Genomic DNA, 11,946 nt, shown 5'->3' on the forward strand with positions numbered 1-11,946 from the left:
CGGCGCCGCCTTCGCGACGGGAGTCGCTCGCCGTGGCGGCTGCTCCATGGACGGTCGCTCCCCGGGCGGTTGCCGTAGGGCGAACGGGGGAATGCGGGGCGGGACCGCAGTTCACCTCGGCGTAACACGTACGGCGTCTTCGTCACTGCCGCGAAACACCCGCAAGGTTTGGCCGAAACCCCCCTGCGACAACCTCATCGCGAAGTCGGCCCACCAGAACCACGCCCGCACGGGCCGCATCGACGACGAGGAGACGCCGATGCCCCCAGGCATCCTGACGTTGGCAGCAGACAAGGCCACACTCAGCCCGGCGAACACCGGGTTCATGCTGATCTGCTCCGCACTGGTGATGGTGATGACCCCCGGGCTCGCCTTCTTCTACGGCGGCATGGTCCGGGTCAAGAGCGTGCTCAACATGCTGATGATGAGCTTCATCAGCCTGGGCATCGTGACCATCCTGTGGGTCCTGTACGGCTTCGGGCTCACCTTCGGTACCGACAAGGGCAGCCTCATCGGCTGGGACGGCCACTTCGCCGGTCTCAGCGGGATCGGCCTGACCCAGCTGTGGGGATCGACCACCATCCCGGTCTATGTCTTCGCGGTCTTCCAACTGATGTTCGCGATCATCACTCCCGCGCTGATCAGCGGCGCGCTCGCGGACCGGGTGAAGTTCACCGCCTGGGCGCTGTTCATCGCCCTGTGGGTGACCGTCGTCTACTTCCCCGTCGCCCACTGGGTCTGGGGCGAGGGCGGCTGGCTGTTCAAACTGCAGGTCATCGACTTCGCGGGCGGCACGGCCGTGCACATCAACGCCGGAGCCGCGGCGCTCGGCGTGATCCTGGTCGTCGGCAAGCGCATCGGCTTCAAGAAGGACCCGATGCGGCCGCACAGCCTGCCCCTGGTGATGCTCGGCGCCGGCCTGCTGTGGTTCGGCTGGTTCGGCTTCAACGCCGGCTCCTGGCTCGGCAACGACGACGGCATCGGCGCGGTCGCCTTCGTCAACACCCAGGTCGCCACCGCCGCCGCGATGCTCGGCTGGCTCGCCTACGAAAAGCTGCGGCACGGCTCGTTCACCACACTGGGCGCGGCATCCGGCGCGGTCGCCGGACTCGTCGCGATCACCCCGGCCTGCGGCTGCGTCAGCCCGCTCGGTGCCATCGCGGTCGGCGCGATCGCCGGAGTGCTGTGCGCGATGGCCGTCGGCCTGAAGTACAAGTTCGGCTACGACGACTCCCTCGACGTCATCGGCGTCCACCTGGTCGGCGGCGTCGCCGGATCCCTGCTGATCGGGCTGTTCGCCACCGGCGGCGTACAGAGCGAGGCCAAGGGCCTGTTCTACGGCGGCGGCTTCGAGCAGCTCGGCAGGCAGGCCGTCGGAGTGGCCTCCGTGCTGCTGTACTCGCTCGTCGTCTCCTACATCCTTGCCAAGGCCATCGACCTGGTGATGGGCTTCCGGATCGAGGCGGACGAGGAGATCTCCGGCATCGACCAGGCCGCACACGCCGAGACGGCGTACGACTTCACCGGTGCGGGCGGCGGCGCGATGGCCCGCAAGGGCCCGGCACTCGGCGAGACCCTGACGAAGAAGGTGGACGCGTGAAGCTCATCACGGCAGTAATCAAGCCGCACCGGCTGGACGAGGTGAAGGAAGCCCTGCAGGCGTTCGGCGTGCACGGCCTGACCGTCACCGAAGCCAGCGGCTACGGCAGGCAGCGCGGCCACACCGAGGTCTACCGCGGCGCCGAGTACACCGTCGACCTGGTGCCCAAGATCCGTATCGAGGTGCTGGTGGAGGACGCGGACGCGCCGGAGCTGCTGGACGTCGTCGTCAAGGCGGCCCGTACCGGCAAGATCGGGGACGGCAAGGTGTGGAGCGTCCCGGTCGAGGACGCGGTCCGGGTACGGACCGGGGAGCGCGGCCCGGACGCGCTCTAGCGGCTGTCTCCGTCGGCGGGCGGGGGGCCGGCCGGCCGGGTGGGTGCCGGCCGGTCCACCGTGTACGACGTACGACGGGCGGGCCCTAAGGGGTGGGCGAACACATCCCGTAGGGGATGCGGGCGCCCCTTGCGGGCCACAACGCGGCGGGCGCGGGGCGGTATTCCCGCGGCGCGCCGCGTGCTCGACGCAACACGGGCCGCGCGGTCGACGAGAAGCGGCCCACGATCGACGACCATGCGGCCCATGTGCGCGACGGGACGCGGTCCACGTGATCGGCGGGATGCGGTCCACGTGCCCGACGGGACGCGGTCCACGTGATCGGCGACACGCGGCCACGCGATCGGCGACACGCGATCGACGGAACGCGGCCCGCGACCGGCGACACGCGGCCCACGTGCTCAACACAGAACGCGGCCCAGGAGGATTCCTTGACGGAGAGTGCCGATGAGACCGGCGGTTACCCCGGCGCCCGCCTGCGCCTCCTCCAGGGCGATGCACCCGGCGGGCCGGACCGGCGGGCCGCCCTTGCGCGGCTGACCGACGCGTGGCTCGCCGCCCTCCTGGAGCGCGCCGCCGCCGAGGCAGGCGTGCCCGGCGCCGCCCTCGTCGCCGTCGGCGGCTACGGCCGCGGCGAACTCTCCCCCCGCAGCGACCTCGACCTCCTCCTGCTGCACGACGGCCGCGCCGACCCCGGTGCCGTCGCCAAGCTCGCCGACCACCTCTGGTACCCCGTCTGGGACCTCGGCCTCGACCTCGACCACTCCGTGCGCACCCCCGACGAGGCCCGCAAGGCCGCCCGCGAGGACCTCAAGGTGCAGCTGGGCCTGCTCGACGCCCGCCACCTGGCCGGCGACGGCGAGCTGACCGCCGCGCTGCGCACCGCCGCCTACGCCGACTGGCGCGAGAGCGCCCCCAAACGCCTGCCGGAACTCCACGACCTGTGCCAGGAACGCGCCGAGCGCCAGGGCGAGCTGCAGTTCCTCCTCGAACCGGACCTCAAGGAGGCCAAGGGCGGCCTGCGCGACGCCACCGCGCTGCGGGCCGTCGCCGCCTCCTGGCTCGCCGACGCACCCCGCAGCGGACTGGAAGCCGCCCGCACCCGCCTCCTCGACACCCGCGACGCGCTCCACCTGGTGACCGGGCGCGCCACCGACCGGCTCTCCCTCCAGGAACAGAGCCAGGTCGCCGCCACCCTCGACGTGCCGGACGCCGACGCCCTGCTCCGCGGGACCTACGAGGCCGCCCGCACCATCTCCTACGCCGCCGACGTCACCTGGCGCGAGGTCGGCCGGGTCCTGCGCGCCCGCTCCGTGCGGCCCACCCTGCGCAGCCTGCTCTCCGGCCGGACGGCGGGCAGAGGGGACCGCTCCCCGCTCGCCGAGGGCGTCGTCGAACTCGACGGCGAGGCCGTCCTGGCCCGTACCGCCCGGCCCGAACACGACCCGGTGCTGGTGCTGCGGGCCGCGGCGGCCGCCGCCCAGGCGGGGCTGCCGCTGGCCACCCACGCCATCCGCCGCTGCGCCACCGCCTCGGCCGGCAAGCCGCTGCCCGTGCCCTGGTCCGCCGAGGCCCGCGAGCAGCTGGTGACCCTCCTGGGCGCCGGCGCGCCCACCGTGCCCGTATGGGAGTCCCTGGAGGCCGAGGGCATCGTGACGCGGCTGCTGCCCGAGTGGGAGCACGTCCGCTGCCGCCCGCAGCGCAACCCCGTCCACACCTGGACCGTCGACCGCCACCTGGTCGAGACCGCCGTCCGCGCCTCCGCGCTGACCCGCCGGGTGCACCGCCCCGACCTGCTGCTGATCGCCGCCCTGCTGCACGACATCGGCAAGGGCCGGCCCGGCGACCATTCGGTGGCAGGCGAGTCCGTCGCCCGGGACATCGCCGCCCGCCTCGGCTTCGAGGCCCGCGACACGGCGGTGATCGGCGCGCTCGTACGCCATCACCTCCTGCTCATCGAGACCGCCACCCGCCGCGACCTGGACGACCCGGCCACCATCGGTGCGGTCGCGGACGCGGTCGGCCACGCGGGCACGCTGGAGCTGCTGCACGCCCTGACCGAGGCCGACGCGCTCGCCACCGGGCCCGCCGCCTGGAGCGCCTGGCGCGGCGGGCTCGTCGCCGGCCTGGTCGAACGGGTCGCCGCGCACCTCGCCGGGGAGGCCGAGGAGGACGTCGTCGGCTCGGACGAGCCGACCGCGGAGCAGGAGCGGCTGGCCGTCGAGGCGGGGCGCACCGGCGGCCCGGTCCTGGCCCTGCACACCCGCGTCGAGACCCCCACCGAGCACGAGGCCCAGGAATCCGTCGGCGTGGAACTGCACATCGCCGTCCCCGACCAGCCCGGTGTGCTGCCCGCCGCGGCCGGCGTGCTCGCCCTGCACCGCCTCACCGTCCGCGCCGCCGACCTGCGCACCCTCGACCCCATAGGGGACGGCCCGGTCCTCCTGCTCAGCTGGCGGGTGGCCGCCGAATACGGCTCGCTGCCGGACGCCGACCGGCTGCGTGTGGACCTGGTCCGCGCCCTGGACGGCTCCCTCGACGTCCCCGTCCGCCTCGCGGAGCGCGAACGCGCCTACGCCCGCCGCGCCCGCGCCGCCCTCGCCCCGCCGCCCCGGGTGACCGTCGCCCCCGGCACCTCCCGTACGGCGACCGTCATCGAGGTCCGTGCGCAGGACGCCCACGGTCTGCTGCACCGGATCGGGCGGGCCCTGGAGGCCGCCGGGGTCTGCGTCCGCAGCGCCCACATCAGCACGCTGGGAGCGAACGCCGTGGACGCCTTCTATGTGACGGAGCCGGACGGGCGGCCGCTGGCGGAGAAGGCGGCGGCGGCGCTCGCGGAGAGCGTGCAGAGCGCCCTGCTGTAGCGCATCGCGCGCAGGCCCGGCCCGCACCGCTTGCGGGGGCGGATACCCTAGAAGCCGACTGCACCCCGCCCCCGACCCCGAGGATCGACGACCGCCGTGTTCGATACGCTTTCCGACCGCTTGGCGAGTACTTTCAAAAACCTCCGGGGCAAGGGCCGCCTGAGCGAGGCGGACATCGACGCCACCGCGCGCGAGATCCGTATCGCCCTGCTCGAGGCCGACGTCGCCCTCCCGGTCGTCCGCGCTTTCATCAAGCAGGTCAAGGAGCGCGCGGCCGGCAGCGAGGTCTCGCAGGCGCTGAACCCCGCCCAGCAGGTCATCAAGATCGTCAACGAGGAGCTCATCGGCATCCTCGGCGGCGAGACCCGCCGGCTGCGGTTCGCCAAGCAGCCGCCCACCGTGATCATGCTGGCCGGTCTCCAGGGTGCCGGTAAGACCACCCTCGCCGGCAAGCTCGGCCGCTGGCTCAAGGGCCAGGGCCACAGCCCGCTGCTGGTCGCCTGCGACCTCCAGCGCCCCAACGCCGTCAACCAGCTCCAGGTCGTCTCCGAGCGCGCCGGCGTCGCCTTCTACGGCCCCCAGCCGGGCAACGGCGTCGGCGACCCGGTCCAGGTCGCCAAGGACTCCATCGAGCACGCCCGGACCAAGCAGTACGACGTCGTCATCGTCGACACCGCCGGCCGCCTGGGCATCGACCAGGAGATGATGCAGCAGGCCGCGGACATCCGGGACGCGGTCGCCCCCGACGAGGTCCTCTTCGTCGTCGACGCCATGATCGGTCAGGACGCGGTCAACACCGCCGAGGCCTTCCGCGACGGCGTCGGCTTCGACGGCGTCGTCCTCTCCAAGCTCGACGGCGACGCCCGCGGCGGTGCCGCGCTCTCCATCGCGCACGTCACCGGCAAGCAGATCATGTTCGCCTCCAACGGCGAGAAGCTGGACGAATTCGACGCGTTCCACCCGGACCGCATGGCGTCCCGCATCCTCGGCATGGGCGACATGCTCAGCCTGATCGAGAAGGCCGAGCAGACCTTCAGCCAGGCCGAGGCCGAGAAGATGGCGGCCAAACTGGCGAAGGGCCCCAAGGAGTTCACCCTCGACGACTTCCTGGCCCAGATGGAGCAGGTCCGCAAGATGGGCTCCATCTCCAAGCTGCTCGGCATGCTGCCCGGCATGGGCCAGATGAAGGAGCAGATCAACAACCTCGACGAGCGCGAGGTGGACCGCACCGCCGCCGTCATCAAGTCGATGACGCCGGGCGAGCGCCAGGACCCGACGATCATCAACGGCTCGCGCCGCGCCCGTATCGCCAAGGGCTCCGGCGTCGACGTCAGCATGGTCAAGAACCTCGTCGAGCGGTTCTTCGACGCCCGCAAGATGATGTCGAAGATGGCCCAGGGCGGCGGCATGCCCGGAATGCCGGGGATGCCCGGCATGGGGGGCGGCGGCGCCCGGAAGAAGAAGCAGGTCAAGCAGGCCAAGGGCAAGCGCAAGAGCGGCAACCCGATGAAGCGGAAGGCCGACGAGGAGGCCGCGGCCGCGCGCCGCGAGGCCGGCCAGTCCGGCAACCCGCTCGGCCTGCCGCAGGGCGACCAGCAGCCGGGGAACTTCGAACTCCCGGAGGAGTTCAAGAAGTTCATGGGCTGAGCCCCGCAGTACGCGTTCCCCGAGCCCCCGGCCGCCCTCCCGCGGCCGGGGGCTCACGCATGCCGTACGTCCAGGGGACGCCCCCACGGGTCGAAACAGCCGGTCAGCACCGGCGCGCCGGCCGACAGGCCGCGGACCACCGCGACCGTGCTGCGGGTGACGAACATCTGGGTGCGGAAGGCGAGCACGGCGGTATCGCCGACCCGCGCGTCGCCCGGCTCCAGCAGCCGGTAGTAGTCGATGTACGCGGCGGGCGCGTCCCGCACGGCGAGGCGGGCACCCGTACGGGGAATCAGCGCGGTCCGGACGGCGCCCCGGGGGTAGAAGCCGCCGCCGAACAGGGCCGGGCTGCCGTCGGCGAGGGTGTGCGCGACCTCGGTGACGTAGACATAGGCGGGCCGCTCCGGCTGCCCGGGATCGACGGCGTGCAGGGGAGTGGTGCCGCTCAGCGCGTGGCCGGGCTCGCCGTGGGTGGCGCCGAGGCGGGCGAGCAGCGGCAGGGTCGCCGTCGACGTGACGCCGGGGGCGCTCAGGATCAGCCGGGCGCCGGTGCGTTCGGCGAGCAACTCCCTTGCCCGGCACGCCAGTTCCAGGTTCGGAGTGGGGGAGGGGAGGCCGGTTTCCGGGTCGCACGCCAGGCACGGGAAGGCCGTCACGCCCGCGATCCGTATCCCCGGCAGCCGTTCGGCCGCCGCGGCGAAGGCTGTCAGCTCGGCGAGCGGCACCCCGCCTTCCTGGCCCGGATGGACCGCGCCCGGCGCGCCCTCGACACGGACCAGGACGTCCTGGACGAGGCCGAGCCGGCCGGCCGCTTCGGAGACGGCGCGGGCGTTGGCCAGGTCGTAGACGGTGACCGCCGCCGGCCGCCAGGCGAGCATCTCGGGCAGCGCCCGGCGGGGGATCTGCACCAGATGGCCGAGGTTCCCGGGCCGCGCGCCCGCCGCGTGCAGCAACCGCGCCTCGGACGGGTCGATCGCGGCGAAGCGCGGAATGTGCCGGGCGACGGCCGCGATCAGCTCGGGGTTGCGGCCGAGTTGCTTGATCACGAACCAGAGGGTCAGGCCCAGGCGGCCGGCCTCCGCGGCCAGCAGCGCGGCATTGGCCGCCACGGCGTCCAGGTCCATCACATAGGTGCCGGGCGGCACGGCGCCGCTCTCGTGCAGCGCGGTCGCGCACGCGACCAGGTCCGGGTTGCGGGCGAGGACGGTGTCGAGGAACACGGCGGGTCAGCCCTCGCGGCGGCGGGGGCCCGTGGCGTCGCCCAGGTCGGCCAGGGCCCGCCCGAGGATGTCCAGGACCAGGTCCGCGCCCGCCCGCATCGGGTTGATCCGCACGGTCCACTCGGCCAGCTCCGGGGCGTCGGCCAGCGCGGACCCGGACAGGCGGTAGAAGAGCGGGGCGATCTCGTAGCGGGAGTTGGCGCCGACGGGGAAGGCAGCGGCGCCGTGCCGGGCGGCGGCCGCCGGGAGGGCGCGGGCCAGCGGCCGGTCCAGGCGGACGAGCAGACAGCGGTCCTGCGCATTGGCCAGCGCCGTCTCCGCGACGCCCGGCACCGCGCCGGCCGCCAGCCGCTCGGCGGCCTCGGCACCCACCGCCGACTGCACCGCCCACATCACCGGCACATGGGTCAGCGCCCGCAGCGCGTCCAGCGCCTGATGCCCCTGCACCTGGCCACCCCCCGAGTAGTTGTCCTCGTGCACCCGCGCCACCAGGTCCGCCGCGCCGACCACCACGCCCACGCCCTCCGGGCCGTGCAGCTTGAACAGCGAGAAGCAGGAGGCGTCGGCGCCCAGTTCGGTCCCGCACGCCGGGACCCGCAGCGCCGCGTAGTTGTCGTCCACGACGGTGCGCACCCCCGCGGCCCGGCACGCCGCCAGCACCGCGCCCACGTCGTAGGAGTCCGCGAGCCGCTGCCGGGTGTGCTGGACGTACGCCCAGCGCGGCCGCCCCGGCGCCAGCGCCTCCGTCAGCGCCCGCGGGTCGTTGAAGTCCGCCTCCACGGTCCGTACGCCCAGGCCGCGCAGGGTGACGGCGGTGGTGCGGTAGACCGGCGCCCGGTGGATCAGCAGCGGGTCGCCGGGCTCGAGCACCGCGGCGAGCGCGGCCCGGATGGCGCCGGTGCCCGCGCCCTGCACCAGGGCCGCCGCCGGCGCCCCGAAGAAGTCGGCGAGCACCGCCTCGACACGGGCGGTGGTACGGGGCCGGCCCGGACCCGGTACCACCCCGGCGTCCGCCTCGAAGAGCTGGTGACCGTCGAAGTGGCGGGCGGTGCACTCCAGGAGGCGGAACTGCCGGGCGGTGGCGTCGGCCACGGTGACGGTCGGCAAGGGGGAGGTGCGGGGCAGGCGGACGGTCATGACGGATCGCCGCCCGTCGTGCCGTACGGGAGGTCGCGGCCCGTCAGGAACCGCAGCGGGTTGCGCCGCGTCAGCCCGTCGATCAGCTCGGCGTCCGCCCCGGCGGCCCGCAGCCGGGGCACGAAGGACCGGAAGAGATGCCCGTACCCGGTGCCGCCCTCGCCGGCCAGATAGCGGTGCCGGGAGACATCGCAGCTGAGCAGCACCCGGTCCGCGTGCCCGGCCTCCAGGAGCGCCAGCAGCAGCCGCAGCCGTACGGCGTCGCTCTGATAGTCCTCCTTGCCGACGGTGTCGAAGCCGACATAGGCGCCCGCCGCCGCCAGCTCCCGGTGGACGGCCGGATCGTCGAGCAGGTCCTGATGGCCGAGGGCGATGCGGTCGGGCGGCAGTCCGGCCGCGGTCAGCAGCTCCAGCTGGGCGCGGCCGCCGCGGCCCAGCCGGGCGTGGGTGGCCACCGGCAGACCCGTGGCGCGGGCGGCCAGCGCCGCGGCGGTCAGCACCCGCGCCTCCGGCCCGCTCGGCACGTCCCCGTGGCTGCCGACCTCGCCGATCACCCCGGGGCGGATGCCGCCGCGGCCGTCCCTGATCTCCTCGATCAGCGTCTCGGCGAGCCGCTCGGGGTGGGCGCGGTCCAGGCCGGGCGGATGGAACGGCTCGTAGTACCAGCCGGTGGCCGCGACGACCGCGACGCCCGACGCCGCGGCGATCCGGGCCAGCCCGGCCAGGTCCCGGCCCATCCCCCGGCAGGTCAGCTCGATCACCAGAGCAAGCCCGAACTCCCGGCGCACCGCGGCCAGTTCCGCGGCGATCGCACAGCGGTGACGCGCCCCCAGGACGGCCCCCGGGCCGGTGCCCCGGGAGAGATCGAGGGCCAGATGCTCATGGGCGAGCACCGGGCCGCGCACCGCGGAGGCGGGCAGCGGGCCGGCAACGGTGCACAGCAGGCCGCTCCCGGCGCCCCGCCCGGCGGCCACCGGGACGGCGGCGGCCCCGGTCATGAGACGGCGGCCGGGGTGAACAGGCCCAGCCCGTACAGGACGTTGAGGGCGATCCCGGCGACGATGACGGCGGCGGGGCCCGCGGCCATCCGCACCACGATCCGCCCCATCGCCTCGTTGACCAGATACAGCCCGCCGACGATCAGGATGCCCAGCCCGCCGCCCATCGCCTGGGCCGCCATCAACGAGCCGAAAAGAATGGCCAGGTGAAGGGTGTCGCCGATGGCGCCGCGCAGCCGCTCGGAGGAGTCGCGCAGCGACGGCAGCCGGCCCAGCAGCCGTCCGATGCCGCTGAGCGCCAGCACCTCTGCGGCGAAGACCAGCGCGCCGCAGAGCACCGCCAGCCACGGGCTCGGCAGCAGATAGCCGATCGGATAGACGAGGGTGAAGCCCGCGATGCCGTACGCGCCGGAGGCGAGCGCCGTGGTGGCGATCAGCGGCAGGAAACCGAGGACCCGGTAGAGGTCGACCTGGGCGGCCTCCGGGTACTTCCCTCTGGCGATCAGGAAGCTCGTCGCCTCGCCGCCGCCGAAGATGTGCATCTGGGCCAGGACGCACACGCCGGCGCCCAGCGCCATGAACAGCGGCAGATGGCGGCGCAGCCGGGCGGCGCTCGCGCTGAACAGGGACGCCATGGGGTCGGGGGCCTCCGGGGCCCGCACCGACTCCGGGGTCTGCGGGGCCTCCGGAGCCTTCGGGGCCCACGCGTCGCTGCCGGGCTCCGTACGCCGCTGCCGTACGTCCCTGGCCACCGCGAAGCCGATCAGCAGCAGCACCCCGGCCGCCATCGCCGGCGCCCCGGCGAACACCTGCGGCCACAGCTTCATCGTCAGCACCACGAGGCCCAGCTCCACCGCGCCCGCCACCGCGCCCCGCGCCCTGCCGAACTGCTTGGTGATCGCCAGCACCGGGAACAGCGTGAACAGGAACAGGATCGGCGTGGCCATCTGCTGCATGGCCGTCAGAAAGTCGACCGGCAGCCCGTGCACCGCCGCATCGGCGCCCCGGAGACCGAAGACGATCAGCGCGCCCCAGGCACCGCCCAGCAGCGGCGCCAGCCACTTCCGGGGCGCCAGGATGCCGAGGATGTCGGTCGGCAGAAACATCAACCACGGGTTGAGCACCCCGGACGACAGCGCCATCGGCGCCCCCAGCCCGAAGATGAACCCCGCCGAAAGCCCGAAGGAGACCGCCGCCGTCGCGCCGCGCGTGGTCCGCCCGTGCACGAAGTCCAGCATGAAGGGCCGTACCCCGTCGTTGAAGACCGCCAGCGCCAGATGCGCGACGTACGCGGTCAGCGCGCACACCCCGATGACGGTCAGCTGCTGCACCAGGGAGAAGCCCAGCGCATGCACCTGTGCGGCGGCCGGCGCGGCGGAACCGGGACCCACCGGTCACGCCGTACGGACCGCGATGGCCCGCGCGAGCGCCGGCGCGACCGTCTCGATCCGGTCGAGGGCGAACCCGAAGACCGTCCTGCCCTCGCCCAGCAGCGCCTCGATCTGCTCCGCGGTGGGCACCGTCCGGCCGAAGGTGTGGCAGGCGGCGGCGCCCATCAGCCCGACCAGCACCCCCAGCGAGGCGCCCGCCCCGGTGTGACAGCTGCCCAGGAAGTAGTCCGCCTGCCCGGCCCGCAGCTGCATCGCCGCATCCATGTCGTTGCTGACGACGACCTCGACGCCCGGCAGCCGCAGCTCCGTCACCGCGCTCGCCACCTCGGACTTGCCGACACCACCGGTGAGGATCTTCGTCATGATGCATCCCTTCGCAGCGAGGGGCCCGCGTGCAGTACGGCCAGGTGCAGGGCCAGGAAATGGATCTCCGAATCGGGCAGCCGGGCGCCCAGTTCACGGCCCGCCCGTACGGCCACGGCACGGGCGCTCGCGAGCGCCTCGGGATGGTCCGCCAGCTCCGCCGCCACCGCCGCACCGCACTCCGCGGCGGGCGCCCCGTCCAGCAGGCGGGTCAGCGCCATCAGCAGATGACTGGTCAGCATCCCCGCGCTGTCCTCCGTGACCTGCCGTCCCTCGCCCGACAGCGCCACCAGCTCGGCCGCCACGAACGCGGCGACCTCCGGGCGCACCTGACCGCTGTCGCAGAACAGCCGGATACGGCGGGCGAGCCGGGCCTCCATGGACGGCCGTC

General features: G+C 73.9%; 10 protein-coding genes. 4 read left to right on the forward strand and 6 right to left on the reverse strand.

Annotated elements, in window-relative coordinates; translation table 11 throughout:
- The first annotated feature begins 259 nt into the window (after positions 1–259).
- The 4 genes from ACIGWZ_RS30935 (at position 260) to ffh (ending at position 6,446) form a co-directional block, all read left to right on the forward strand.
- A complete protein-coding gene (locus ACIGWZ_RS30935) occupies positions 260–1,600 on the forward strand; it encodes an ammonium transporter (RefSeq protein ID WP_400070010.1) in 1,341 nt (446 codons plus the stop codon).
- On the forward strand, positions 1,597–1,935 hold the full coding sequence (locus ACIGWZ_RS30940; protein ID WP_400070011.1) for a P-II family nitrogen regulator: 339 nt from the start codon (positions 1,597–1,599) through the stop codon (positions 1,933–1,935). The genes ACIGWZ_RS30935 and ACIGWZ_RS30940 overlap by 4 nt, the downstream gene beginning before the upstream one ends.
- A 431-nt stretch (positions 1,936–2,366) precedes the next feature.
- The gene (locus ACIGWZ_RS30945) at positions 2,367–4,799 is read left to right on the forward strand and encodes a [protein-PII] uridylyltransferase (RefSeq protein WP_400070012.1); all 2,433 of its coding nucleotides are present in this window, start codon (positions 2,367–2,369) and stop codon (positions 4,797–4,799) included.
- Between the two features lie 96 nt (positions 4,800–4,895).
- Complete coding sequence (gene ffh, locus ACIGWZ_RS30950) at positions 4,896–6,446, forward strand: signal recognition particle protein (RefSeq protein ID WP_400070013.1); 1,551 nt, start codon at positions 4,896–4,898, stop codon at positions 6,444–6,446.
- 53 nt (positions 6,447–6,499) lie between these two features.
- On the opposite strand, the gene ACIGWZ_RS30955 is transcribed toward ffh, so the two are convergent.
- Genes ACIGWZ_RS30955 through ACIGWZ_RS30980 form a run of 6 tightly spaced genes read right to left on the reverse strand, consistent with a single transcriptional unit; the run spans position 6,500 to position 11,935 of the window.
- On the reverse strand, positions 6,500–7,666 hold the full coding sequence (locus ACIGWZ_RS30955) for an alanine racemase (protein WP_400070014.1): 1,167 nt from the start codon (positions 7,664–7,666) through the stop codon (positions 6,500–6,502).
- 6 nt (positions 7,667–7,672) lie between these two features.
- Positions 7,673–8,803: an aminotransferase class V-fold PLP-dependent enzyme gene (locus ACIGWZ_RS30960; protein ID WP_400070015.1), complete on the reverse strand. Its 1,131-nt coding sequence runs from the start codon at positions 8,801–8,803 to the stop codon at positions 7,673–7,675.
- Entirely contained in the window at positions 8,800–9,801 is a 1,002-nt protein-coding gene (locus tag ACIGWZ_RS30965) for a phosphotriesterase (protein WP_400070016.1), read from the reverse strand. The genes ACIGWZ_RS30960 and ACIGWZ_RS30965 overlap by 4 nt, the downstream gene beginning before the upstream one ends.
- Positions 9,798–11,192 carry a YhfT family protein gene (locus tag ACIGWZ_RS30970; RefSeq protein WP_400070017.1) on the reverse strand — a complete coding sequence of 465 codons (1,395 nt, stop codon included), beginning with the start codon at positions 11,190–11,192 and terminating at the stop codon, positions 9,798–9,800. The genes ACIGWZ_RS30965 and ACIGWZ_RS30970 overlap by 4 nt, the downstream gene beginning before the upstream one ends.
- Positions 11,193–11,195: 3 nt before the next feature.
- Positions 11,196–11,555, reverse strand: coding sequence for a DUF2620 domain-containing protein (locus ACIGWZ_RS30975; RefSeq protein WP_400070018.1), 360 nt, complete (start codon positions 11,553–11,555; stop codon positions 11,196–11,198).
- Positions 11,552–11,935 carry a transcriptional antiterminator gene (locus ACIGWZ_RS30980; RefSeq protein ID WP_400070019.1) on the reverse strand — a complete coding sequence of 128 codons (384 nt, stop codon included), beginning with the start codon at positions 11,933–11,935 and terminating at the stop codon, positions 11,552–11,554. The genes ACIGWZ_RS30975 and ACIGWZ_RS30980 overlap by 4 nt, the downstream gene beginning before the upstream one ends.
- Positions 11,936–11,946 lie beyond the last annotated feature (11 nt).

Source organism: Streptomyces sp. NPDC053427 (assembly GCF_044544985.1).
Taxonomy (GTDB): domain Bacteria; phylum Actinomycetota; class Actinomycetes; order Streptomycetales; family Streptomycetaceae; genus Streptomyces.

Bases quoted from the DNA above. Each gene is read 5' to 3' on its own strand.
- ACIGWZ_RS30980 (WP_400070019.1), bottom strand. From the start codon at position 11,935: ATGGAGGCCCGGCTCGCCCGCCGTATCCGGCTGTTCTGCGACAGCGGT.
- ACIGWZ_RS30965 (WP_400070016.1), bottom strand. From the start codon at position 9,801: ATGACCGGGGCCGCCGCCGTCCCGGTGGCCGCCGGGCGGGGCGCCGGG.
- ACIGWZ_RS30960 (WP_400070015.1), bottom strand. From the start codon at position 8,803: ATGACCGTCCGCCTGCCCCGCACCTCCCCCTTGCCGACCGTCACCGTG.
- ACIGWZ_RS30975 (WP_400070018.1), bottom strand. From the start codon at position 11,555: ATGACGAAGATCCTCACCGGTGGTGTCGGCAAGTCCGAGGTGGCGAGC.
- ACIGWZ_RS30935 (WP_400070010.1), top strand. From the start codon at position 260: ATGCCCCCAGGCATCCTGACGTTGGCAGCAGACAAGGCCACACTCAGC.